The sequence below is a fragment of the Luteimonas flava genome, from assembly GCF_036584485.1.
Taxonomy (GTDB): domain Bacteria; phylum Pseudomonadota; class Gammaproteobacteria; order Xanthomonadales; family Xanthomonadaceae; genus Luteimonas; species Luteimonas flava.
Window position 1 is genome coordinate 574,852 of record NZ_JAZHBM010000002.1, and the last position, 23,464, is coordinate 598,315.

Annotated in this window: 21 protein-coding genes; 9 read left to right on the top strand and 12 right to left on the bottom strand. The window is 67.7% G+C overall.

Going from position 1 to position 23,464, the window contains the following annotated elements; translation table 11 throughout:
- The first annotated feature begins 44 nt into the window (after positions 1-44).
- From V3391_RS09685 to V3391_RS09695, 3 genes are all read left to right on the top strand, one after another.
- Positions 45-3,557, top strand: coding sequence for a Calx-beta domain-containing protein (locus V3391_RS09685; RefSeq protein WP_332078208.1), 3,513 nt, complete (start codon positions 45-47; stop codon positions 3,555-3,557).
- 129 nt (positions 3,558-3,686) lie between these two features.
- A complete protein-coding gene (locus V3391_RS09690; RefSeq protein ID WP_332078209.1) occupies positions 3,687-5,267 on the top strand; it encodes an AbgT family transporter in 1,581 nt (526 codons plus the stop codon).
- Positions 5,268-5,425: 158 nt separating this feature from the next.
- Positions 5,426-7,003, top strand: a complete 1,578-nt coding sequence (locus V3391_RS09695; RefSeq protein WP_332078727.1) for a peptide MFS transporter — start codon at positions 5,426-5,428, stop codon at positions 7,001-7,003.
- Between the two features lie 81 nt (positions 7,004-7,084).
- Here V3391_RS09695 and V3391_RS09700 read toward each other — a convergent pair whose 3' ends face one another.
- Positions 7,085-7,585: a MarR family winged helix-turn-helix transcriptional regulator gene (locus V3391_RS09700; protein ID WP_332078210.1), complete on the bottom strand. Its 501-nt coding sequence runs from the start codon at positions 7,583-7,585 to the stop codon at positions 7,085-7,087.
- Positions 7,586-7,717: 132 nt separating this feature from the next.
- Between V3391_RS09700 and hppD the strand changes: the two genes are divergently transcribed.
- Both hppD and hmgA read left to right on the top strand, forming a co-directional pair.
- Positions 7,718-8,788: a 4-hydroxyphenylpyruvate dioxygenase gene (gene hppD, locus V3391_RS09705; RefSeq protein WP_425497249.1), complete on the top strand. Its 1,071-nt coding sequence runs from the start codon at positions 7,718-7,720 to the stop codon at positions 8,786-8,788.
- 189 nt (positions 8,789-8,977) lie between these two features.
- On the top strand, positions 8,978-10,258 hold the full coding sequence (gene hmgA / locus V3391_RS09710; RefSeq protein WP_332078728.1) for a homogentisate 1,2-dioxygenase: 1,281 nt from the start codon (positions 8,978-8,980) through the stop codon (positions 10,256-10,258).
- Positions 10,259-10,274: 16 nt separating this feature from the next.
- Here hmgA and V3391_RS09715 read toward each other — a convergent pair whose 3' ends face one another.
- Positions 10,275-10,814: a hypothetical protein gene (locus V3391_RS09715; RefSeq protein WP_332078212.1), complete on the bottom strand. Its 540-nt coding sequence runs from the start codon at positions 10,812-10,814 to the stop codon at positions 10,275-10,277.
- Positions 10,815-10,963: 149 nt separating this feature from the next.
- Here V3391_RS09715 and V3391_RS09720 point away from each other — a divergent pair, with 149 nt between their 5' ends.
- The gene (locus V3391_RS09720) at positions 10,964-11,623 is read left to right on the top strand and encodes a lectin (protein WP_425497235.1); all 660 of its coding nucleotides are present in this window, start codon (positions 10,964-10,966) and stop codon (positions 11,621-11,623) included.
- A gap of 39 nt (positions 11,624-11,662) precedes the next feature.
- Here V3391_RS09720 and V3391_RS09725 read toward each other — a convergent pair whose 3' ends face one another.
- From V3391_RS09725 to V3391_RS09750, 6 genes are read right to left on the bottom strand one after another with little or no spacing between them, the layout of a single operon-like run.
- Positions 11,663-12,040, bottom strand: a complete 378-nt coding sequence (locus V3391_RS09725) for a Na+/H+ antiporter subunit G (protein WP_332078213.1) — start codon at positions 12,038-12,040, stop codon at positions 11,663-11,665.
- On the bottom strand, positions 12,037-12,306 hold the full coding sequence (locus tag V3391_RS09730) for a K+/H+ antiporter subunit F (RefSeq protein ID WP_232137995.1): 270 nt from the start codon (positions 12,304-12,306) through the stop codon (positions 12,037-12,039). Before V3391_RS09730 ends, V3391_RS09725 begins: the two co-directional genes overlap by 4 nt.
- Positions 12,303-12,809, bottom strand: a complete 507-nt coding sequence (locus V3391_RS09735; RefSeq protein WP_332078214.1) for a Na+/H+ antiporter subunit E — start codon at positions 12,807-12,809, stop codon at positions 12,303-12,305. The genes V3391_RS09730 and V3391_RS09735 overlap by 4 nt, the downstream gene beginning before the upstream one ends.
- Positions 12,806-14,335, bottom strand: a complete 1,530-nt coding sequence (locus V3391_RS09740) for a monovalent cation/H+ antiporter subunit D (protein WP_332078215.1) — start codon at positions 14,333-14,335, stop codon at positions 12,806-12,808. Before V3391_RS09740 ends, V3391_RS09735 begins: the two co-directional genes overlap by 4 nt.
- On the bottom strand, positions 14,332-14,697 hold the full coding sequence (locus tag V3391_RS09745; protein WP_332078217.1) for a Na+/H+ antiporter subunit C: 366 nt from the start codon (positions 14,695-14,697) through the stop codon (positions 14,332-14,334). The genes V3391_RS09740 and V3391_RS09745 overlap by 4 nt, the downstream gene beginning before the upstream one ends.
- On the bottom strand, positions 14,697-17,474 hold the full coding sequence (locus tag V3391_RS09750; RefSeq protein WP_332078218.1) for a monovalent cation/H+ antiporter subunit A: 2,778 nt from the start codon (positions 17,472-17,474) through the stop codon (positions 14,697-14,699). The genes V3391_RS09745 and V3391_RS09750 overlap by 1 nt, the downstream gene beginning before the upstream one ends.
- Before the next feature lie 113 nt (positions 17,475-17,587).
- Here V3391_RS09750 and V3391_RS09755 point away from each other — a divergent pair, with 113 nt between their 5' ends.
- On the top strand, positions 17,588-18,484 hold the full coding sequence (locus V3391_RS09755) for an NAD-dependent epimerase/dehydratase family protein (protein WP_332078219.1): 897 nt from the start codon (positions 17,588-17,590) through the stop codon (positions 18,482-18,484).
- Between the two features lie 25 nt (positions 18,485-18,509).
- On the opposite strand, the gene V3391_RS09760 is transcribed toward V3391_RS09755, so the two are convergent.
- The 3 genes from V3391_RS09760 to V3391_RS09770 form a co-directional block, all read right to left on the bottom strand.
- Positions 18,510-19,403 carry a DMT family transporter gene (locus V3391_RS09760; protein ID WP_332078220.1) on the bottom strand — a complete coding sequence of 298 codons (894 nt, stop codon included), beginning with the start codon at positions 19,401-19,403 and terminating at the stop codon, positions 18,510-18,512.
- Positions 19,404-19,448: 45 nt separating this feature from the next.
- Entirely contained in the window at positions 19,449-19,943 is a 495-nt protein-coding gene (locus V3391_RS09765) for an Mpo1 family 2-hydroxy fatty acid dioxygenase (protein ID WP_332078221.1), read from the bottom strand.
- A gap of 72 nt (positions 19,944-20,015) precedes the next feature.
- Entirely contained in the window at positions 20,016-20,912 is an 897-nt protein-coding gene (locus V3391_RS09770; protein WP_332078222.1) for a phosphoribosylaminoimidazolesuccinocarboxamide synthase, read from the bottom strand.
- 111 nt (positions 20,913-21,023) lie between these two features.
- Here V3391_RS09770 and V3391_RS09775 point away from each other — a divergent pair, with 111 nt between their 5' ends.
- Positions 21,024-21,365: a J domain-containing protein gene (locus tag V3391_RS09775; RefSeq protein ID WP_332078223.1), complete on the top strand. Its 342-nt coding sequence runs from the start codon at positions 21,024-21,026 to the stop codon at positions 21,363-21,365.
- 297 nt (positions 21,366-21,662) lie between these two features.
- On the opposite strand, the gene V3391_RS09780 is transcribed toward V3391_RS09775, so the two are convergent.
- Positions 21,663-22,508: an outer membrane protein gene (locus V3391_RS09780; protein ID WP_332078224.1), complete on the bottom strand. Its 846-nt coding sequence runs from the start codon at positions 22,506-22,508 to the stop codon at positions 21,663-21,665.
- Positions 22,509-22,780: 272 nt separating this feature from the next.
- On the opposite strand from V3391_RS09780, the gene rpe reads away from it, so the two are divergent.
- Positions 22,781-23,464 carry a ribulose-phosphate 3-epimerase gene (gene rpe, locus V3391_RS09785; RefSeq protein WP_332078225.1) on the top strand — a complete coding sequence of 228 codons (684 nt, stop codon included), beginning with the start codon at positions 22,781-22,783 and terminating at the stop codon, positions 23,462-23,464.

Consider the following 23,464-nt stretch of genomic DNA (forward strand, 5'->3'; position numbering starts at 1 on the left):
CGGGCGTGGGGCGCTGTCGCCCGGGGACTCTTGGGGATTCACGCATGACTCGAACAACCAGCCGGCTGTTGTCGGCCTTGTTGCTGTGTTGCGGCGCAGGCGCCGCGCACGGCGAGGTCGTCATCAGCCAGGTATACGGCGGTGGCGGCAACAGCGGTGCGACGTATCGCAGCGACTTCATCGAATTGCACAACAACGGCGACCTGCCGGTCGACGTGAGCGGCTGGACGGTGCAGTACGCATCGACCAGCGGCACGAGCTGGCAGCTCACCGCCCTCGAGGGGAGCATCGCGCCGGGCGCGTATTACCTCGTCAAGCAGGCCGACGGCACCGGCGGCACCCAGGCGCTGCCGACACCGGACGCGACTGGCACCATCGCGATGGCCGGCGCCAACGGCAAGGTGGCGCTGGTGGAGGGTGGCGGTGCGCTGAGTGGCGCCTGTCCGACCAACGTGGTCGATTTCGTCGGCTACGGCACGGCGAACTGTTTCGAAGGCGCCGGTGCGGCGCCTGCATTGACCAACACGACCGCAGCGCTGCGCGCGGGCGAGGGGTGCACCGACACCAACCACAACGCGGCCGACTTCACCGCGGTGCTGGCGGCGCCACGCAACAGCGCCAGCGTTCCGAACATCTGCAGCGGTGGCGGCACGCTCTATCTGAGCATCACCGACACCAGCGGCGCCGAAGGCGACAGCGGCAGAACGCCGTTCTTCGTGACCGTGTCGCTGAACCAGCCGGCCGGCCCGGACGGCGTGCGCTTCACCTACGCGACCGCCGACGGCACGGCGACCGTTGCCGACAACGACTACATCGCACGCTCGAACACGCTCACATTCAGTGAAGGCGAGCGCGAAATGACCTTGAGCGTCGAGGTCGTCGGCGACGAGACCGTCGAGCCGGACGAGATCTTCTACATCAACCTCAGCGACGTGTCGGGCGCGGAAGTGGCGAAGGGCCAGGCCGTCGTCACCATCCTCAACGACGACGTGACCACGCTGCCGATCCACGCGATCCAGGGCCGCGGCGCGCGTTCGCCGGTCGAGGGCCAGCCGGTCGCGACCACGGGCATCGTCACCGCCCGCAAGAACAACGGCTTCTTCATCCAGACGCCGGACGGCGAGGACGACGGCGATCCGGCGACATCGGAAGGCCTGTTCGTCTTCACCAACAGCGCGCCATCGGCCGATGTCGCTGTCGGCAACAAGGTGCTGGTGCAGGGCACGGTGACCGAGTACGTGCCGACTGCCGATCCGCTGCAGCTGCCGCTGACCCAGATCACCAATGCATCGGTGGTCAAGCTGTCGGAAGGCCACACGCTGCCTGCGGCGATCGTGCTCACCAACGACATGCCCAACGCCACCGGCGGCCTCGAGCAGCTGGAGCATCTGGAAGGCATGCGCGTCACCGCGCCGAGCTTCACCGTCGTCGCGCCGACCACGGGCAACACCAACGAAGCGCAGGCGACCGGCAGCAGCAATGGCCGTTTCGCCGTCGTCGTCACCGGTACGGCGCGTCCGTTCCGCGAGCCGGGCATCCAGATTCCGGATCCCGATCCGCTGGGCAGCAGCGCGCCGAACATCCCGCGCTGGGATTACAACCCGGAACTGATCGCGGTCAACAGCACCACCATCGGTGCACCGACCGCCGATCTCGCCGCCGGCTGCCGCATCACCGGTGGTTCGCTGACCGGTCCGCTCGACTACACCTTCCGCCGCTACACGATCTACCCCGAAGGCGCGCTCACCAGCGACTGCACGGGCGCCGGCGAACCGCGTCCGTCGATGCTGCCGGGTCCCGACCACGTGACCTTCGCGACCTACAACCTGCAGCGCTTCTTCGACACGGTGAACGATGCCAACAGCGGTCCGACCCTGACGCCGGCCGCGCTGGAGCGTCGCCTGTCGAAGGCCTCGATCGGCATCCGCGCGTATCTGCATACCCCGGACGTCGTCGGCGTCACCGAGGTCGAGAACCTCCCGGTGCTGACCACGCTCGCCAACCGCATCAACGCCGATGCGATCGCCGCGGGCCAGCCGGATCCGGGTTACGTCGCGTATCTCGAAGAAGGCTTCGACGTCGGCGGCATCGACGTTGGCTTCCTGGTCAAGACCGCGTCGGTCGGCAGCGTCGCCCGCATCGCGGTGGGCGCGGTCGAACAGGTCGGCACCGAGGAAGTGCTGACCAATCCGAACGGTTCGACCAGCGTGCTCAACGACCGTCCGCCGCTGGTGCTCGACGCCGTGGCGCACTTCACCGACGGCCGCAGCTATCCGTTCACCGCGATCGTCGTGCACCAGCGTTCGCTGAGCGGCATCGAAGCCGACACCGCCGGCACCAACGGCTGGGCCACCGGTGGCCAGCGCGTGCGCGACAAGCGCCAGAAGCAGGCCGAATACCTGGCCACGCTGATCGACGGCATGCAGAAGGCCGACGCGACGCGCCAGATCGTGGTGCTCGGCGATTTCAACGCGTTCGAGTTCAACGACGGCTACGTCGACGCGATGGGCACGGTCACCGGCCTGCCGTCGCCCGACGGCGAGACCGCGGTGGACGACGGCGCGGTGCTGATCGCACCGTCGCTGCTCAACATGACGCTGGAAGCGTCTGCCGAGGAGCGCTACTCCTTCGTGTTCGATTACCAGGCGCAGTCGCTCGACCACGTGCTGGTGAACCAGGCGATGGTGGATTCGCCGCTGGTCGTCGGCCTCGACGTCAGCCACGCGCGCATCAATGCCGACTTCCCCGAAGTCGCGCGCAATGACGCCAACACGCCGACGCGTCTGTCCGATCACGATCCGACGGTGCTGCTGGTGCGCCTGCAGCCGGTGACGGTCGCCGATCTGGGCATCACGGTCGCGGCCGCGAATGCGGAAGTGTTCGCGGGCGACACGCTGGCGTTCACTGCGACGCTGGCCAACGCCGGTCCCGATGCTGCGCAGTTCCCGGGCTTCGGCGCGGTGCTGGATGCGGAACTCGACGATCTGCGGGTCACGCCGCCTGCCGACTGGAGCTGCGATGCGCCGGCCGTGGCCGACGGCAAGACCACGCTGTCGTGCAGCAGCGAAACGCTGGCGAACGCGGGGCAGGCGGTGTTCTCACTGTCGACGGTCGCACCTGACGCGCTGATCGACGAGACCGTGACGCTGACCGCCGCGGCCACGTCGCAGACGCAGGATCCGAATGCGGCCAACGACAGTGCCATCGCCGCGGTGTCGATCGTCGAGGATCCGGCGACGGCCGCGCAGCCGCTGGTCAACGGCGTGCAGCTCGGCGGCATCGAAGGTGCTGCGGGTGAATCGCGTCTGTTCCGCATCGACGTGCCGGCCGGCGCGCGCAACCTGCGCATCCTCACCGCGGGCGGCACCGGCGACGTGACGCTGTATGCGAGTCGCGACGTGCTGCCGACGGTCGATGCGTGGCAGCTGCGTTCGCAGCGTCCGGGCAACAACGAAACCGTGACGCTCGCGTCGCCGCAGGCGGGCACGTGGTACGTGCGCGTGGTCGGCGAACGCGCCTTCGGTCGCCTGACGGTGCGCGCCAGTTACACGCCCTGATCGCGATTGCAGTTGCGACGGAAAACCCCGGCCACGTGCCGGGGTTTTTCGTTTCCGGGCCGGCTGCGGAGCCTCGCGCGGCGCCCGGCTGCTAGGATGCGGGGCTGACGAAACAGGGGACGACACCGCATGAGCCAGCCTTCTCCGGACACCGCAGCGCCACGCGGCGCCATCGCCCGGTTCCTCGATACGGTCGAACGCGTGGGCAACAAACTGCCGGATCCGGCGATGCTGTTCCTGCTGTTGATGCTCGCGGTGTGGGCGCTGTCCTGGGCCTTGTCGGGTGTGGATTTCCAGGCGATCGATCCGCGTAGCGGCACGCCGATCCAGGTGGTCAACCAGCTCTCGGGTGAATCGCTGACCGCCTTCATGGCGAACATGGTCCGCGTGTTCCTCGGCTTCGCGCCGCTGGGCGTGGTGCTGGTGGCGATGCTCGGCCTGGGCGTCGCCGAACACACCGGTTTCATCAATGCCGCGCTGCGTCGCGTGCTGTCGGTGACACCGAAGCAGCTGCTGACCCCGGCACTGGTCGCGGTCGCGGTGCTGAGCCACGTCGCGGTCGACGCCGGCTACGTGCTGGTGATTCCGCTCGGCGGGGTGATCTTCTACGCCGCGGGCCGGCACCCCCTGGCGGGTATCGCGGCGGCGTTCTGCGGTGTGTCGGGCGGGTTTTCGGCCACGCTGCTGGTGCCGTCCTCGCTCGATCCGCTGCTCGCCGGCTTCACCCAGGAAGCGGGCCGCATCCTCGACCCGGCGCTGATCGTCAATCCGCTCAACAACTGGATTTTCACCAGCGCATCGAGCCTGCTGATCATCGCGATCGGCTGGTTCGTCACCGACCGCATCGTCGAGCCGCGCCTCAAGCGCACGGTCGTCGACGGCGATCCGGCGAATCTGCCGAAGATGGACGAGCTCAACGCCGCCGAGAAGCGCGGCCTGCTGTGGGCCGTGATCGCGATGCTGGTGGCCGCAGCCCTGTTCGCGCTGACGCTGATGCCCGAGACCTCGCCGTGGCGCGCGCCTGCCGAAGCCGTGCCCGATGGCAGCCATCCGCTGCTCGTCGCCGCCGCGCCGGTGATGCAGTCGATCGTCGCGCTGATCTTCGTGCTGTTCCTCCTGCCGGGCGTGGTCTACGGCTACATCGCCGGCACCGTCAAGACGCATCGCGACATCATCGCGGCGATGACCAAGTCGATGAGCGGCATGGGCTACTACATCGTCATCGCGTTCTTCATCGCGCAGTTCCTGGCCGGCTTCAACGGCTCGGGCCTCGGCACGCTGCTGGCGGTCGAAGGCGCGGATTTCCTCAAGGGCCTCGGCCTGCCGATGTGGCTGACCATCATCGGCCTGATCCTGATGACCGGCGTCGTGAACCTGTTCATCGGTTCGGCGTCGGCGAAGTGGGCGCTGCTCGCACCGATCATGGTGCCGCTGATGATGCAGCTCGGCGTATCGCCCGATCTCACCCAGGCGGCCTACCGCGTCGGCGATTCGATGACCACGATCCTGACGCCGCTGATGCCGTATTTCCCGCTGATCGTCGTGTTCTGCCAGCGCTACGTGACCTCGGCCGGCATCGGCACGCTGGTGTCGATCATGATTCCGTATTCGATCGCGCTGTCGATCCTGTGGACGCTGTTCCTGCTCGCGTTCTGGGGTCTGGGCATTCCGCTGGGCGTGGGTGCGAGCTACGTGTACCCCGCCGGCTGAATGCGCTGACGCGTTCTGCTGCACCGCCGCAACTGCACGGGATCACGGGCCAGGGATGGCGAAGGTCACTTTCCATGTGGTCCGGGCGCCGCTAACTTAGCGCGTCGCCCGGCCCGGTCCGCGGCATCGATCAACGTCAGGAGTCGCCCTACGTGTCAATGAATCCGTACGCCGCCGAGGAACAGAAAACCATCCTCGGCCATCCGCGCGGCCTGTTCGTGCTGTTCTTCGCCGAAATGTGGGAGCGGTTCTCCTATTACGGCATGCGCGCGCTGCTGATCTTCTATCTCGTGCAGCACTGGATGTACTCGGATTCCGAGGCATCAGTGATCTACGGCGCCTACACCGCGCTGGTGTACATCGCGCCGGTGGTCGGTGGCTACCTGGCCGATCGCTATCTGGGACAGCGGAAGGCGGTCCTGTTCGGCGCCGTGCTGCTGACCTTCGGCCACTTCCTGATGGCGTTCGAAGGCGACGGCGGCCAGTCCGCGGCCGAGATCAACATCTTCTGGCTGGCGCTGGCCTTCATCATCGTGGGCTCGGGCTTCCTGAAGGCCAACATCTCGGTGATGGTCGGTCAGCTGTACCCGCGCACGGATATACGTCGCGATCCGGCGTACACGATCTTCTACATGGGCATCAACCTGGGCGCGATGCTCGGTTCGCTGATCGCCGGTTATCTCGGCCAGACCTACGGCTGGGCCTACGGCTTCGGCGCGGCGGGTGTCGGCATGCTGCTCGGCCTGGTGGTGTTCGTGATGGGCAAGCCGCTGCTGATGGGCCGTGGTGAGTCGCGTGTCCCCGAGCGCCTGGCGGCGCCCGTGCTGGGCGGCCTGCGGTTCGAATGGATGCTCTACATCCTCGGTGTCGCGGCCGTCGGTCTGGTGTGGTTCCTGCTGCAGCACCAGAAGCTGGTGGGCGGTCTGCTCGGTGCCTCGGGCGTGCTGCTGATCGGCTTCGTGTTGTGGAAGGCGGTGTTCAAGCTGGAACGCCAGGACCGCGACCGCATCCTCGCGGCGCTGTATCTGATCATCGGTTCGGTGCTGTTCTGGGCGCTGTTCGAGCAGGCAGGCGCATCGCTGAACCTGTTCACCGATCGCTCCGTGGATCGCACCATCTTCGGATGGGAAGTCCCGGCGTCGATGTTCCAGTCGCTGAACTCGTTCTACATCATCACCCTGGCGCCGATCTTCGCGATGGTGTGGCTGTGGCTGGCCAAGCGCGGGTTCGAACCGTCGGCGCCGGCCAAGTTCGCGCTCGGCGTGGTGCTGGTCGGTGCGGGCTTCCTGGTGCTGGTGGCCGGTGCGAAGTCCGCAGGCGCGGGCGCCACCCCGGTGATCTTCATCTTCCTGATCTACCTGCTGCACACGCTGGGCGAGCTGTGCCTGTCGCCGGTCGGCCTGTCGGCGATGAACCGCCTGAGCCCGGCGAACATGGCCAGCCTGATCATGGGCGCCTGGTTCTTCGCATCCGCCACCGGCAATTTCGCGGCCGGCCTGATTTCGGCGGCCACGGGCGGTGAAGGCGGCGGTGTCGCGCGCGTCATGGAGGTCTACTCCAATGTCGGCTGGCTGGCCGTCGGCGTGGGTGTGGTCATGCTGCTGATCGCGCCGCTGATCCGTCGCCTGATGCATCTCGACACGCTCAAGGACGACGAGCCGGCGCTCGCAGGGCAGGACGGCATCGGTGAACCGGTCGCGGCCGGCACCAGGCTCGACCAGGAACGCCGTCCGTAACCGGACGGTGATTCCGACACGAAAACAGCGCCCTCGGGCGCTGTTTTTGTTTGAGCCGAGCGATTCGCGCAGCGCGCGGACTCAATCCTTCAGCGGTGCCTCGAGCTTGGCCATCATCGCGGCGAAGGTCGCGCGCTCGGCCTCGTCCAGCGGCGCCAGCACATTGCGCTGGTACTCCAGCGCCAGCGGCACGACCACGTCGTAGACCGCGTAGCCGGCCTCGCTGAGTTCCAGCACCGAGCGGCGGCGATCGCTGTCGTGCATCTCGCGTTCGATCAGTGCGCGCTCGAGCAGGCGTGCGACCGCGCGGCTCACCGCCACCTTGTCCATCGCCGTGCGTTCGGCCACGCCGTTCGCCGACAGGCCCGGATAGCGGCCCAGCACCGCGATCACCCGCCATTCGGTCACGCTGATGCCGAAGCGCTCGCTGTAGATGTCGGCCAGTCCGCGGCTGATGCGGTTGGTCAGCACGCTCAGCCGGTACGGCAGGAACTGCTCGAGATCGAGGCGGTGGTGCCCGTGGCCCTCGTGGGCGTCGGCGGGGTCGGACAGGGCAGCAGGAGGAGCCGCGGCTTGGGTCATGGTGCGATGCGCCTTGCAATTAGGTTGCATGCGTAACTATAAAGGACGGTCTGAAACCGCCCGTTCCCGGCCGGCCCCATCGCGACGGAGTATCCCATGAGCGCTCACGCACACACCGCCCCCAATCTCGGCATGGAAGTGACCACGTTCGAGAACCCGATGGGCATCGACGGCTTCGAGTTCGTCGAGTTCGCCGCGCCTGCGGGCCAGGCGGATTTCATGCACACCTATTTCCGCAACATGGGCTTCACCGCGGTGCTCAAGCACAGGACGCGGGCGATCACCGTGTACCGGCAGGGCGGGGTGAACTTCCTGCTCAACGAAGATCCGGATTCGTTCGCCGCCGATTTCGCCAAGGCGCACGGCCCGTCCGCCTGCGGCTTCGCGATCCGCTTCAAGCAGCCGGCCGGCGATGTTTACGGCAAGGTGCTCGACAACGGTGGCGAGGCGATCGGCGATCGCGAATCGAGCAAGGCCGTCGACGCGCCGGTGGTCAAGGGCATCGGCGATTGCATGCTGTATCTGGTCGACCGCTACGGCGGGGCGGGCTCGATCTACGGCGACGACTACGTCGCGATCGACGGCGCCGACCAGAACCCGACCGGGTTCGGCCTGACCTTCATCGACCACCTCACGCACAACCTCTACTTCGGCAACATGCAGAAGTGGTCGGACTATTACGAAAAGCTGTTCAACTTCCGCGAGATCCGCTACTTCGACATCAAGGGCGCCAAGACCGGCCTGAAGTCGAAAGCGATGACCGCGCCCGACGGCGTGGTGCGCATTCCGCTCAACGAGTCGAACGATCCGAAGTCGCAGATCAACGAATATCTCGACGCGTACAAGGGCGAGGGCATCCAGCACATCGCCTGCTTCACCGACGACATCTATGCGTCGATCGAACAGATGCGCGAGAAGGGCATCGACTTCCTCGACACGCCGGAAACCTACTTCGACGTCATCGACCAGCGCATTCCGGCGCACGGCGAAGACGTCGAGCGTCTGCGCCGCAACAAGATCCTGATCGACGCCGATCCGGAGACCAAGCAACGCAAGCTGCTGCAGATCTTCACCAAGAACGCGTTCGGCCCGATCTTCTTCGAGATCATCCAGCGCAAGGGCAACGAGGGCTTCGGCGAAGGCAACTTCCAGGCGCTGTTCGAGAGCATTGAACGCGACCAGATGCAGCGCGGCGTGCTCTGAGTCCAGCGCGGCATCGTGCGCCGCGCCAACGAGGCGCGGAGCGGCGCAGGCGGGTCTGCAGCCGTCATCCCCGAACGCGGGGATGCACGGCGGAATATTCATTCGGGTGAAGCCATGAACGCATCGACGGACGACACGGTGACGGCGCTGCCGCTGGACCACGCACAAGTGCGCGGCCCGCGCGGGTACATGTCCGGTTTCGGCAACGAATTCGCGACCGAGGCCGAGCCCGGCACGCTGCCGATCGGCCGGAATTCGCCGCAGCGCGTCGCGCATGGCCTGTACGCCGAACAGCTCTCGGGCACCGCGTTCACCGCGCCGCGCGGCGAGAACCGGCGCAGCTGGCTATACCGCATCCGTCCTGCGGCGATGCACGGCACGTTCTCGCCGTTCCAGCAGCCGCGCTTCCATGACGGTTTCGATCGTGGTCCGGTGCCGCCGGACCAGATGCGCTGGAGTCCGTTGCCGATCCCCGAGACACCGGTCGATTTCGTCGACGGCCTGTTCTCGATGGCCGGCACCGGCGGTCCGGGCGCGCACGAGGGCGTGGGCATCCACGTCTATGCCGCGAACACGTCGATGACGGACCGTTTTTTCTACAGCGCGGACGGCGAACTGCTGATCGTGCCGCAGCAGGGACGGCTGACCCTGGCGACCGAGTTCGGTGTGCTCGAAGTCGAGCCGCAGGAGATCGCGGTGATCCCGCGCGGCGTGCGCTTCCGCGTCGAACTGCCCGACGGTCCGAGCCGCGGCTACGTCTGCGAGAACCAGGGGCATGCGCTGCGCCTGCCCGATCTCGGGCCGATCGGCGCGAACGGCCTCGCCAATCCACGCGACTTCCTCGCGCCCGTCGCGGCGTACGAAGACGTCGAGGGCGACTTCACCCTGATCGCCAAGTTCCAGGGCCATCTGTGGCAGGCGCCGATCGACCACTCGCCGCTCGACGTTGTCGGCTGGCACGGCAACTACGCGCCGTACAAGTACGACCTGCGCCGCTTCAACGCGATCGGTTCGATCAGCTTCGACCACCCAGACCCGAGCATCTTCACCGTGCTCACCTCGCCCAGCGACACGCCCGGCACGGCGAACATGGATTTCGCGATCTTCCCGCCGCGCTGGCTGGTGGCGCAGGACACGTTCCGGCCGCCGTGGTTCCACCGCAACGTCGCCAGCGAGTTCATGGGGCTGGTGCACGGTCACTACGACGCCAAGGCCGACGGCTTCTCGCCCGGCGCGTGCTCGCTGCACAACTGCATGAGCGGACACGGCCCGGACGCAGCGACGTTCGAGAAGGCCAGCGCGGCCGATCTGTCGAAGCCCGACGTCATCAGCGGCACGATGGCCTTCATGTTCGAGACGCGCGCGGTGATCCGCCCGACGCGGCAGGCGCTCGACGCCGTGCATCGCCAGGGCGATTACCAGGCCTGCTGGGCGGGTCTGCAGCGCAACTTCGTGCCGCCACGCGGTTGATCGATGCGCGGTGGCGTCAGGCCACCGCGTCGGCTTCGCCTTCGAGCCCCAGCGCGGCCAGTGCCGGCAGATGTGGTTCCGGCAACACTTCCGCCACGCGCTCGCGCACGCGCGCCGCGTATCCGGGTTTGGTGAACGCAGGCAGGCCCGCGAGCGCTTCGAGGATCGCGGTCACCGTCTCGGCTTCATCGGCGCTGCCGACCAGACGTGCACGCAACGCCGTGGCGGCCGGCGCGCGCTGCAGTTCCAGCATGCCCTGCATGTAGACGCGCGCTGCGCTCAGCGAACGTCGACGCGTGGACGCGGGTGCTGCCGTGGACGCGCCCGCATCGCCTTCGGGCGCAGGCACCGACATCCCCGCATCGAGTGCGTCCAGATACCCCAGTGTCTGGAGCTGCAGCAGCAGCGCCGGCGTGCCGGCGCCGAGCATGCGCGTGAGTTCGACGACCGAGCGTTGGCCGTCGCACAGGATCAGCGCACGCCGCTGCCGCAGATCCAGAGAGCCGGCGTGGGTGGCCAGTGCGCGATGCGCGAGTTCGGTCTTGCGGGCGGGCACGGCGGTGGCTTCCAGCGGCAGGCGTGCAGCATGGGAAGCGCCGATGAAACATCCATGACACGCCGCGGCCCGGTAGGTGGAAGCGTGGGCCACGTCCCGTTCACGCGGGCGCGCTAGTCTCCCGCCGGTCACCTTCCAGGAGTTGTCGCATGCATTTCCATCGCGCCCTGCCGGCCATCGCCGTGCTGTCCCTCGCACTCGCCGCGTGCCAACGCGACGAAGCGCCGCCCGCCGAACCCGTGCCCGCGGCGTCCGCGCCGGCCGTGGCCGCCGAACCGGCGCCGCCGGGCGATCAGCCCGATGCGCACGTGCCACCGGCCAATGCGATGGGCACCAACGTGCCTGAGGTCGTCGATGGCGTCGTGACGTTCCAGGGCTTCGGCCCGGCCGCGTTCGGCAGCGATGCCGAGCAGGTCCGCATGGCCTGGGGCAACGATCTCGGCGATGCGAAGCCGTCCGAGCCGGGCGGCTGCTACTACCTGACGCCGCCGCCGATGGGCACCGCGCGTTACGACATCGGTTTCATGATCGAAGGCGACCGCTTCTCGCGCATCGACGTCGGCAACGACGGCTATACCGCGCCGGGCGGCGGCAAGGTCGGTATGGAGCGCGCGGAGATCGAGCGCCTGTATGCAGGTCGCGTCGAAGCCTCACCGCACAAGTACGTCGAAGGCGCGCACACGCTGCGCGTGACCGACACCGGTGGCGGCAACGCCGCGCTGGTGTTCGAGACCGATGCGGCCGGCAAGGTCACCGGTTGGCGGATCGGCGTGCCGCCGCAGGTCGATTACGTCGAACGCTGCGGCTGATCAGGCGACGTCCGGGTCGCGGCGCGCCGCGACCCGGAGTTACTGGCGCTCGGCAGGCGCCGGGTCTTCCTCGTCGACGACCTTCTGCTGCGCATCGGGCACACGATCGGGATGCGGCGGACGGTCGTCCATCAGCGACAGCGCCGCACGCGACATCAGATGTGCGCTGATCGGAGCGGTCAGGAACAGGAACACGGTGATCAGCAGTTCGCGCGGATGCACGCCGCTGCCGTTGACCCAGTGATAGACGATCGACGCGAACAGGATGCAGCCCACGCCGAGCGTGCTGGCCTTCGCCGGACCGTGCACGCGCTGGAAGAAGTCGCGCAGCTTGAGCAGCGCGATCGCGCCGAGCAGGGTGAAGAAGCAACCCACCACGAGCAGGAAAGCGAGGACGGCGTCGAGAACGGTGCTCATTCGACGATGTCCCGGCGGATGACGTACTTGCTCAGCACGACGGTGCCGACGAAGCCGAGCATCGCGATGACCAGAGCGGCCTCGAAATAGATCTCGGTGTTCATCAGCATGCCGAACAGGATCAGCTGGGCGATGGAGCTGACGTAGAGCGTGTCCAGCGCCAGGATGCGGTCGGGCGCGGTGGGACCGCGCAGCAGCCGCCACAGCGACAGCAGCATGGCGATGCCGACCAGATGCATGCCGACGATGATCGCGATCGTGATCATGGGAATACCTCGCGCAACGGTGCCTCGTAACGGGCCTTGATCTCGGCGACGAGCGCCTGTGGATCATCGGTACTGAGGCAGTGGATCAGCAGGTGTTTGCGGTCCTCCGACAACTCGGCGGACACGGTGCCCGGCGTCAGCGTGATCACGCTGGTCAGCGCCGAAATGCCGTGGATGTTGGTCAGGTCCAGCGGCACCCAGACGAACTGCGAGTGCAACTTGTGGTTCGGGCCCAGCACCTGTTTCGCCACCGTGAGGTTGGCGATCAGGATGTCCCACAGCAGGCGCCCGATCAGCGTCCAGATGCCGCGCAGGCGACCGAGCTGGGCGAACTCGCGTTCCAGGCGGGCGGCGAGCTGCGGCATCAGCCAGGCCAGCAGCAGCGCCATGACGATGTTGCCGGGGCCGTAGTCCTCGGCCATCAGCAGCCAGAACAGGAAGACGGTCAGGCTCTGCGGAATCGACGGCAGGAAGCGCCGCATGAAGGGCTGACGGGGCGTCATCGCGAAGGCTCCCTGAGCACGGGCGTCTCGCCGATGACGCGTTCGATCATCTCCGACGGCGCCAGCAGTTGCGCGGCGGTCGCTTCGGTGTAGCGCAGGATCGGACCGGCGAACACGGTCATGACGACGCCGTAGCCGAGCAGCAGCATCGTCGCGGCGAGCTCGCTGCGACGCAGTGGCGGCGCTTCGACGCCTTCTGCGACGGGATCGACGCGCCAGAACAGACGCGTGCCGCTGCGCGACAGGCCGATCACCGCCATCAGACTGCTGCCGAGGATCGCGGCCCAGACCCAGCCGATCACGTCCTCGGGTACCGAGTTCAGCAGCTGCAGCTTGCCGATGAAGCCCGACAGCGGCGGCAGACCCGACACCGACACCGCGGCGACGAGGAACAGCAACGCCGGCACGGTCTTGCCCGGCATCGACGCGATCGGCATCAGATAGTCGCCGGTGCCACCGCGATGGCGCTGGATGATGTCGGCCAGCAGGAACAGCGCAGCGGTGACGAACACGCTCTGCGGCAGGTAGTACAGACCGGCCGAAATCGCACCGGCGTTGCCGAGCGAGAACGCGACGAACAGCGTGCCCGCCGACAGCAGCACCAGATACGCGACGCCGATGCGCAACCGCGGCGCACCGACCACGCCGAGCGCGGCCAGCACCATCGTCGCCGCGCCCGCGGGCAGCAGCCACGGCCACGCGAAATCCGCCAGCAGGCCGGCCTCGCTGCCGAACACCAGCGTGTAGATGCGCAGCACCGCGTATAGGCCGACCTTGGTCATGATGGTGAACAGTGCGGCGACCGCAGCCGGCGCACGCGCATAGGCTTCCGGCAGCCACAGATACAGCGGCAGCAGCGCAGCCTTGGCGCAGAACACCAGCAGCAGCAGACCGGCGCCGGCGCGCACCAGCAGCGCCTGGTCCGGTCCGAGTGCGGCGACGCGCACCGCCATCTCGGCCATGTTGAGCGTGCCGAGCATGCCGTAGAGCAGGCCGAGCGCGAGCAGGAACACGGTGGACGCGGCGATGTTGAACACCACGTAATGCATGCCGGCCTTGATGCGCGCACCGCGCGCGCCGCTGAGCAGCAGGCCATACGAGGCGATCAGCATCACCTCGAAGAACACGAACAGGTTGAACACGTCGCCGGTCAGGAACGCACCGTTGAGGCCGGCGAGCTGCACCTGGAACAGCGCGTGGAAATGCAGGGCGCGCTTGTCCCAGCCGGCGCAGGCATAGAGCAGGCACGGAATCGCCAGCAGCGTCGTGGTGGTGACCATCAATGCCGACAGGCGATCGACGACCAGTGCGATGCCCAGACGCGCCGGCCAGTCGCCGAGCAGGTACACCACGGTGTCGCCGTCCAGCACTTCGCGCAGCAGGGCCACGTTGGTCACCAGCAGCGCGGCCATGCCGATCCACGCCCACAGCCGCAGCACGGAGGCGCGATGCGTGCGCTCGAGCAGCAGCAGGATCGCGCCGGTGACCAGCGGCACCAGGACGGGGGCGATCGCGATGTGGTTCATCGCCGGCCTCCGCGCTGTTCTTCGTCGGGTTCTTCACCATCGACGTGGTCGGTGTGCAGGTCCGAGTGCTCGCGCATCGCGATGACGACGGTCACCGCGGTCATCGCGAACGCGATGACGATGGCCGTGAGCACCAGTGCCTGCGGCAGCGGATCGGTGTAGTTGGCCAGCGTCTCGGCCAGGCCGTCCTTGAGCACCGGCGGCTTGCCGACGACGGGACGGCCGGACGAGAAGATCAGCAGGTTGGTCGCATACGAGAGCAGCGTCAGCCCGAGGATCACGTCGAAGGTGCGTGCGCGCAGCAGCAGGTAGACACCCGAAGCGGCGAGCACGCCGATGGCGGAAGCGATTGCGAATTCCATCAGTGCGCCTCCTCCGCAGCCTGACGTTGTTTGACCGTGCCCATCGTCGAGAGCATCAGCAGGGTGCCGGCGAACACGACCACGTAGACGCCGGTGTCGAACACGAGGGCGCTGGCCAGCGGCAGCAGACCGATCAGCGGCAGCTCGAGATCGAGATGCCCGCTGGTCAGGAACGGCACGTCGAACCACCACGAGCCGACGCCGCCGATCACCGCCAGCAGCAGGCCGACGCCGATGCCGCGCAGGTAGTCGAAGCCGAACGTCGCCTCGACCGCGCGCGCGCCCTGCAGCACGTACTTCACCAGCACCGGCACCGCGAACACGAGGCCGGCGATGAAGCCGCCGCCCGGCGCGTTGTGGCCGCGCAGGAACAGGTAGATCGACACCGTGAGCGCCAGCGGGAACAGCAGCTGGGTGAGATCGGCCGCGATCGGCAATTGCACCGGCGGGCCGGGCATCACTTCGTCGGGTTTCAGGCGTGCCCAGCGCAGCAGTGCGTGGACCACCAGCGCGGCCGTGCCGAACACGGTGATCTCGCCGAAGGTATCGAAGCCGCGGAAGTCGACCAGGATCACGTTGACCACGTTGCGGCCGTAGGCCTCGGGCAGGGACCGCACCAGCAGCTCGTTGGAGATCGTGTCGGCCGGCGAGACCATCATCGCGTAGGCAAGTGCGCCGAGGCCGCCACCGGCGACGATCGAGATCGCGACGTCGCGGAACTTGCGCAGCGGGCGGCGCGTGCTCTTGGACTGCTTGGGCAGATAGTTCAACGCCATCATCATCAGCGCGATCGTCACCATCTCGACCAGCAGCTGGGTCAGCGCGAGATCGGGCGCCGACAGATAGACGAACAGCAGGCTCACCGCCAGACCGACGCCGCCGATCACGATCAACGCGGTCAGGCGCTTGCCGTGTACGACCACGGTGCCGATCGACGCGGCGACGAGGACGGCCCACAAACCCCAACCCACGGGTGACATTGGCTGCGCGCCGGGCGAACCGGCGAGCACATCGCCGAAGCGCCCGAGCAGCGGCCATCCCGCAAGCACCAGCGCGACCAGCAGCAGGCCGAACAGGCTGCGCTGCAGACTGCCGTTGGCGACGCGTGCGGTGAACGCGCGGGCCAGCGAGAACAGGCGCTCCAGATTGACCTGAAAGAGCTGGCGACCGGTCGAGCGGGTGACCACCGCATGGAAATCGAGCAGCTTGCGCAGGCCGAAATACAGCAGCACGCCGAACACCAGGCTGGCGACGCTCATCATCAGCGGCAGGTTGATGCCGTGCCACACCGACAGGCTGAAGTCCGGTGTCGCATCCCCAAGCGTGCCGCGCGCCATCGTGTGCAGCAGCGGGCCGACGGTCAGCGCCGGAATGATGCCGATCACCAGACACAGGATCGCCAGCACGCCGACGGGGATGCGCATCCAGCGCGGCGGTTCGTGCGGCACCACGTCGAGCGCGCGGGGACCGCGGCCGAAGAAGGTGTCGTGCACGAAGCGCAGGCTGTAGGCGATGCCGAACACGCCGGCCAGCAGCGCCGCGATGCTGATCAGCCAGCGCATCGTGCCGTGACCGCCGATCTCCAGCGCCTCGGCGAAGAACATCTCCTTCGACAGGAAGCCGTTGAGCAGCGGGATGCCGGCCATCGCCAGAGACGCGACGATCGCCAGCGCACTGGTCATCGGCATCAGGCGTCTGAGGTTGCCGAGCCGGCGCATGTCGCGCGTGCCGGTCTCGTGGTCGATGATGCCCGCGGCCATGAACAGCGAGGCCTTGAACATCGCGTGGTTGAGGATGTGGAACAGACCCGCGACGACGGCCATTTCGGTCGACAGGCCGAACAGCAGCGTGATCAGGCCGAGGTGGGAGATCGTCGAGTACGCCAGCAGGCCCTTGAGGTCGTGCTGGAAGATCGCGAACCACGCGCCCATCACAAGCGTCGTCGCACCGACGCCGCTGACCACGTAGAAAAAGAGGTCGGTGCCAGCCAGCGCCGGGTGCAGGCGCGCCAGCAGGAACACGCCGGCCTTCACCATCGTCGCCGAATGCAGGTACGCCGAGACCGGCGTCGGCGCGGCCATCGCGTGCGGCAGCCAGAAGTGGAACGGGAACTGCGCGCTCTTGGTGAAGATGCCCAGCAACACCAGGCCCAGCGCCCACGGATACAGATGGCTCGCGCGGATCAGATCGCCCGAGGCCAGCACAACGTCGAGGTCGTAGCTGCCGACGATGCGGCCGATCAGCAGCACGCCGCCCAGCAGCGCCAGACCGCCCATGCCGGTGATCGTCAGCGCCATGCGCGCGCCCTGGCGGGCGTCCTGCCGGTGCGACCAGAAGCCGATCAGCAAGAACGAACTGATCGAGGTCAGTTCCCAGAACACCGCGAGCAGCAGCAGATTGCCGGCGATGACCATGCCGAGCATTGCGCCCATGAAGAGCAGCAGATAGGTGAAAAACCGCCGCGGACTGTCCTTGGCCGACAGGTAGTAATGGCCGTAGAGCACGACCAGCCCGCCGATGCCCAGCACCATCAATGCGAACGTCCAGGCCAGCCCGTCCATGCGCAGGCTGAAATCCAACCCGGCTTCGGGAATCCATGCGTACTGGGTCTTGAGAATGGTGCCGTCGAAGACGTCGCCGGCCAGCAGGGCCAATACGCCCAGACCCAGCAACGGTACGAGACCGGCCAGCCAGGCGATGGTGCGGCGGGACGCGTTCGCGGACAGCGCTACGGCGAGCGCCAGCACGAAGGGCAGGGCCAAGAGAAGTTCGAGCATCGGGCTCCTTGTGGAGGCAGGTCGGCCAGTCGGCCGGCGGGTCACGCAAGGGCCGGGCAGTCTAACCGATGCCCGTCGACGGAGCGTCGTCGCGGCTCGATATGCTATGTCCCATGACGTCGATGTCCGCCTCCACGCCCCCGCGCGCGCGCCATGCGCTGGTCTTCGGTGCCAGTGGCGCGATCGGCGCGGCCCTGCTGGCGCGGTTGCTGGAGGCGGGCTGGACCGTCGACGCGCTGTCGCGCACACCACGCGCCGATGGCCCGCAGCTGCGCTGGCACACCGGCGCGTTCGACGCGATGCCGGGCACCTTGCCGGCGCAGGTCGATGCGATCTTCAGCTGTGGCCCGCTGGACCAGTTTTCGCTGTGGTACCCCAGCGCGACGAGCGCCTGTCCGCGCATCGTCGCCTTCGGCTCGACCAGTGATGCGACCAAGCAGGCGGCCAGCGATCCCGGCGAGCGCGAACTGGCGATGCGCCTGCGCACGTCGGGCGAGCGCGTGTTCGCGGCGGCGCAGGCGCGCGGCGCGGCGGCGACGCTGCTGCGTCCGACGCTGGTCTACGGCAGCGGACGCGATCGCAACCTCAGCCTGATCGTCGCACTCGCCCGGCGCAGCGGCGTGTTCGTGCTGCCCGCGGATGCGCGCGGCCAGCGCCAGCCGGTACACGTCGACGATCTCGCGGCGGCAGCGCAGGCCGCGGTCGACGCGCCGGCCGCGTACGGACAGGCGTTCGCGTTGCCGGGCGGGGAGACGCTCGACTACCGGACGATGGTCGCGCGCACGCTGGCCTGCCTGCAGCCCGCGCCGCGCCTGCTGGTGCTGCCAGGCGTGCTGTTCGATGCGGCGCTGTGGGCGGCACATCGCGCCGGCCGTCTGCAGGGCCTGCCGCCGGGCGCGGTGACGCGCATGCGCGAAGATCTGGTGTTCGATGCCGGGCCTGCGCAGGCGGCGTTCGGCTATGCGCCGCGGGCGTTCCGGCCGGCGCCGTCGATGTTCGGCATCGGCTGACGCGCGTTGGCGGATCCGGATCGGATCAAGGCCCCACCATCGGTTCCTCGACCAGCTTGCGCGACTTCTGCAGCGCGCGCAGTGCGATCACCAGCACGCCGCCGAGCACCATCGCCCCGCCGATCCACAGCCGCGGACCCGGCCGGTCGCCCCAGAACGCGACGCCCAGACCGATCGCCATCACCGGCACCAGCAGCAGCCACGGCGTGACCATCGCAACGGGATAGCGCTGCATCAGCACGTAATACAGGCCGTGGCCGAGCAGCGAGGACACGAACGCCGCGTAGACCGCACCGCCCCAGCCGGCGAGGCCGGCATTGCCGAGCTGGTCGAAACCGCCGGGCTCGAACACCAGACTGATCGCCAGCAGCGGCAGCACACTGAAGACCGCGGTCCAGCCCTGCATGTTCCACATGTCGACATCGCGCAGGCGTTTCATCAGCACAGTGCCGATGGCGAGCATCGCGGCCGAGGCCAGCATCGTCAGCAGCGCGGCCGGATTGGCCAGCACCACCGGATCGAACCCCAGCACCAGCACGCCGCAGAAGCTCACGCCGATCGCCAGGCCCGTGCGCCAGGCGAAGCGCTCGCCGAGCACCGCCCAGGCCAGCAGCGCGGTCATCGGGATGTAGCTCTGCATGACGATCGCCGGCGACGACAGATCCGTCGACAGCCGCAGCGCGAGAAAACTCAGGCCGAAATGCAGCACGCCGATGCACAGGCACACCGCGATCAGCCGCGGCCATTGCCCGGGCGCGGGCGGTCGCAGCAGCCACACCAGCGGCAGCGCCAGCATCGCGAAGCGCATCGCGGTGAACAGGAATGGAGGAATTTCGCGCAGCGCATTGGCCGAGACGAGGAAGTTCAGCGCCCAGGCGATGCAGACGACGAGAACCAGAACGAGATCGCGGGGCGACACGGGCGATATACCAGCGTGGCGCGACAGGATCGCACGTGCCGCGCCTCAGTACGTCAGATGCAGTCGCCGGTAGAGCTTGGACAGGACCCACGCCGGGCCGACCAGCAGATAGCGCAGGTCTGTGAAGAAGCTCGGCTTGCGGCCTTCGAACAGCTTGCTGTGCCCGACGAACTGCGCCACCCATGCGATCGCGAACACGCCCAGCGCCAGCCAGAACAGGAACCGGGTGCCGAAGTCGCGCTGCAGCCACCAGGTCAATGCCGACATCGCCACGAACACCAGCAGCATGCCGAGGCCGATCGCGCGGGAAGCGCGGTAATAGAACATCCACGCGCCGAACATCGCCAGGCCCGCCCACAGACCGGGCTTGAACAGCGTGCCGGTCGGAATGCACCACAGCAGCGCGATCACGCTCCACAGAATCGCCGGCACGGCGAACACGTGGATCCACTGGTTGGTGTCGTCACGGTGATCGGCCGAGTAACTGGCGAACCAGCGGTCGATCGGACGCGCCTGTGCGTCGTCGTGCGTCGCGTCCATCTGCCCCTCCCGAGGGTCGAATCGCGTGCGCCGAGAATAGCGTCAAACCGGTGCGCGAGACGCAGGATGCGCTCAGTCGATCGAGATGTCGGCCAGCTTCTGCAGCGCTTCGGCATACCGGGCGCGGGTGCGCTCGATGACTTCGGCCGGCAGCTTCGGGCCGGGCGCGGTCTTGTCCCAGTCGGTCGTTTCCAGATAGTCGCGCACGATCTGCTTGTCGTAGCTCGGCGGGCTGGTGCCCACTTCGTACGCATCGGCCGGCCAGTAGCGCGAGGAATCCGGCGTCAGCACTTCGTCCATGACGTAGAGGCGACCGTCGGCATCGGTGCCGAACTCGAACTTGGTGTCGGCCAGGATGATGCCGCGCTCGGCCGCATAGGCGGCGGCGAACGTGTACAGACGCAGCGTGGCCTCGCGCACCTGTTCGGCGAGGTCGGCGCCGATGATGCGGACCATCGTGTCGAAATCAATGTTCTCGTCGTGGTCACCGACGGCGGCCTTGGTCGACGGGGTGAAGATCGGCTGGGGCAGGCGCTGCGCCTGGCGCAGGCCGTCGGGCAGGGCGATGCCGCTGACGCGACCGGTGCGCTGGTAGTCCTTCCAGCCGCTGCCGATCAGATAGCCGCGTGCGATCGCTTCGACCGGCACCGGCTTGAGCTTCTTCGTCACCACCGCGCGCTTCGCGTACAGCGCCGGGTCGACGCCCTCGGGCAGCACGCTGGCGACATCGATGCCGGTCAGGTGATTGGGCATCAGCGCCGCGGTCTGTTCGAACCAGAAATTGCTGATCTGGCAGAGCATCTCGCCCTTGCCGGGAATCGGGTCGGGCAGCACCACGTCGAACGCGCTCAGCCGGTCGGTCGCGACGATCAGCAGACGCTCGTCGCCGAGGTCGAACACGTCGCGGACCTTGCCGCGGTGACGCAGGTGGAGGCCGGGGAGGTTCGCTTCGAGAAGAGTCGTCGACACGGTTGACATTTCCGGGTGGATCGCGAGCGGCCGGCAAGTGTAGTGCGAACCGCAGCGCCTTGCAGTGAGTCGCGGGCACCGGCAGCACCGTGGCCGGCTACACTGTCGGCCATGCAACGCTGGTACGGAAAATTGCTGGGCTTCATCGCCGGATGGCTGCTGCTGCGCCACCCGGCCGGCGGCGTGATCGGCGCGATCATCGGCCACGCCTTCGATGCCGGCTGGCTCGCGCCGCGACGCTACAAGGACCACCAGGTGTTCGGCCTGGGGCCGGAGGCGACGCGCGAGGAGATCGACCAGGCCTATCGCAAGCTGATCTCGCAATATCACCCGGACCGCGTCGCCGGGGCCGCGCCGGAACTGCGCGCCCAGGCCGAGGCCCGCGCCGCCGAACTCAATGCCGCCTACGACCGCCTGCGTCGTGGCCGCGACGGTCGCAAGACCCGCCGCTGACGCGTCTCGCAACATCGCGGATGCGTGCGTATCGCGCGACGTAGGATGGGTCGCGCGCAGCGACGCCCATCATTGCAATCCCGCCGCTCGCGACATCAGTTCGCGGCATACCGCTGTGCGTCGCGGATGGACGTTCGGGCGGATGACGAAGAGCGCTGTCTGGCGCCTCGATTCGCACACGACGTGCGTTGCGCGAAGCGCGATGGGTTTCGTTGCGCTCCACCCATTCTGCGAACGCAAAAAAAGAAGCCGGCTTGCGCCGGCTTCTCGGTATCGCAATCACTCAGGCGCGATGGATCAGAAGCGCCAGTTGACCGTGGCGCGCGCGGCGCCGTAGTCGAAGTCCTTGTCACTGCGGCGCATGTCGGTACCCGCGCGGTTGACGATCAGGAAGGGGTTGGTCGCAGGCGCGGTGCCCGGACCGGTGCGCACGCGCTGGTCGTCGGCTTCCAGGCTCGTGAACAGGTATTCCAGGCCGACCGAGACGTTCTCGCCCAGCTTGCGCTCGTAACCCACGCCGGCCTGCCAGCCGAAGCCGGAGGTGTCGCCGTTGCTGGTGAACGAGTTGGCGGCATTGCTGGTGGTGAATTCGTTGTCGATCTTGGCGTGCGCCATACCACCGGTCAGGTAGATCAGGTTCGCCGAGTCGGCGCCGAAGGCGTAACCCGAACGCAGACGCAGGGCGGCCACGCGATCGACCTTGCGGAACATCGTGTAATAGGCCGGCGTGGTGCTGAACGAGCTCACCGCGTCACGGACGTCGTTCGCGCCGTACTCGCCGACGACACCGAAGACCCAGCTGCCCATCTGCCAGTCGTAACCACCGCGCACGCCGTAATCGGCGCCGCCACGGTTCTTGGTGCAGCCTGCGGCCGGCGTCGCGCCCTGGGCGGCGCCATTGCAGGAACCGGGCGAGAACGCGTCGGCGCCGGCGGCGGTGCGCACGGTGTCGCCGTACACGCGATCGAGGTTGGTGTCGAAGACGAAGCGGTCGTCGCTGTTGTCTTCGGGGCTGTCCACGACGCCGCCGTACAGGCCGACGTAGCCGCCGGTCCAGGTGTCGTCGGTGGACTGGGCAAATGCGGCGCCGGTGCTGGCGGCGAGCAGCGCGATGCTGGCGGATGCGGCGTGGATCATCTTCATGGGGTCACTCTCCATTCTTGTTTTTGCCGGCCGAACTGCGTCGGCGCGGTGCGGGGCACGGTCGCCGGGGAAGCGGCCGCGCGAGAGTGATACGCAGGTGGGCGTGAATCGGGATGCATGCACGCACTGCAAAAGTGAATGAATGCGGCGCTTCAATTCAGGCGGGCGCATGCGCGGGCAGGGTGCTCCAGCAGGTCAACCCGGTCGCCGCCCCTTAGAATGTCGTGCTGCGGCCGACAGGCCGCGCCCCACTTCACGACCTGGAATCGCACATGCAGCCCGCCGTCATCGCACCCTCGATCCTGTCCGCGAATTTCGCCCGTCTCGGCGAGGAGGTCGACAACGTGCTCGCCGCCGGCACGGACTGGGTGCACTTCGACGTGATGGACAACCATTACGTGCCGAACCTGACGATCGGTCCGATGATCTGCGAGGCGCTGCGCAAGCACGGCGTGACCGCGCCGATCGACGTGCATCTGATGGTCGAGCCGGTGGATCGCATCGTGCCGGACTTCGCCAAGGCCGGCGCGTCGCTGATCAGTTTCCATCCCGAAGCCAGCCGCCACGTGCACCGCACGATCCAGCTGATCAAGGCCGAAGGCTGCCAGGCCGGCCTCGTGCTCAATCCGGCGACGCCGATCGAAGTGCTGGACTACGTGCTCGAGGATCTCGACATGGTGCTGCTGATGTCGGTCAATCCCGGCTTCGGCGGCCAGGCCTTCATTCCGTCGACGCTCGACAAGCTGCGTCAGGTGCGCGCGCGCATCGACGCGCTCGGCAAGCCGATCCGGCTCGAGATCGATGGCGGGGTGAAGCCCGACAACATCGGCGAGATTGCCGCGGCGGGCGCCGACACCTTCGTTGCCGGCTCGGCGATCTTCGGCAAGCCGGACTATCGCGCGGTGGTCGAGACGATGCGCGCCGAAATCGCACGCGCGACTTCGCTGCGCGCGTGA

Coding starts and splice junctions, on each gene's coding strand:
- V3391_RS09690 (WP_332078209.1), top strand. CDS start 3,687: ATGAGCCAGCCTTCTCCGGACACCGCAGCGCCACGCGGCGCCATCGCC.
- V3391_RS09685 (WP_332078208.1), top strand. CDS start 45: ATGACTCGAACAACCAGCCGGCTGTTGTCGGCCTTGTTGCTGTGTTGC.
- V3391_RS09780 (WP_332078224.1), bottom strand. CDS start 22,508: ATGAAGATGATCCACGCCGCATCCGCCAGCATCGCGCTGCTCGCCGCC.
- V3391_RS09730 (WP_232137995.1), bottom strand. CDS start 12,306: ATGATCACGATCGCGATCATCGTCGGCATGCATCTGGTCGGCATCGCC.
- V3391_RS09720 (WP_425497235.1), top strand. CDS start 10,964: ATGCATTTCCATCGCGCCCTGCCGGCCATCGCCGTGCTGTCCCTCGCA.
- V3391_RS09755 (WP_332078219.1), top strand. CDS start 17,588: ATGACGTCGATGTCCGCCTCCACGCCCCCGCGCGCGCGCCATGCGCTG.
- rpe (WP_332078225.1), top strand. CDS start 22,781: ATGCAGCCCGCCGTCATCGCACCCTCGATCCTGTCCGCGAATTTCGCC.
- V3391_RS09745 (WP_332078217.1), bottom strand. CDS start 14,697: ATGGAATTCGCAATCGCTTCCGCCATCGGCGTGCTCGCCGCTTCGGGT.
- V3391_RS09735 (WP_332078214.1), bottom strand. CDS start 12,809: ATGACGCCCCGTCAGCCCTTCATGCGGCGCTTCCTGCCGTCGATTCCG.
- hmgA (WP_332078728.1), top strand. CDS start 8,978: ATGTCCGGTTTCGGCAACGAATTCGCGACCGAGGCCGAGCCCGGCACG.
- V3391_RS09765 (WP_332078221.1), bottom strand. CDS start 19,943: ATGGACGCGACGCACGACGACGCACAGGCGCGTCCGATCGACCGCTGG.
- V3391_RS09740 (WP_332078215.1), bottom strand. CDS start 14,335: ATGAACCACATCGCGATCGCCCCCGTCCTGGTGCCGCTGGTCACCGGC.
- V3391_RS09775 (WP_332078223.1), top strand. CDS start 21,024: ATGCAACGCTGGTACGGAAAATTGCTGGGCTTCATCGCCGGATGGCTG.
- V3391_RS09695 (WP_332078727.1), top strand. CDS start 5,426: ATGAATCCGTACGCCGCCGAGGAACAGAAAACCATCCTCGGCCATCCG.
- V3391_RS09700 (WP_332078210.1), bottom strand. CDS start 7,585: ATGACCCAAGCCGCGGCTCCTCCTGCTGCCCTGTCCGACCCCGCCGAC.
- V3391_RS09750 (WP_332078218.1), bottom strand. CDS start 17,474: ATGCTCGAACTTCTCTTGGCCCTGCCCTTCGTGCTGGCGCTCGCCGTA.
- V3391_RS09725 (WP_332078213.1), bottom strand. CDS start 12,040: ATGAGCACCGTTCTCGACGCCGTCCTCGCTTTCCTGCTCGTGGTGGGT.
- hppD (WP_425497249.1), top strand. CDS start 7,718: ATGGAAGTGACCACGTTCGAGAACCCGATGGGCATCGACGGCTTCGAG.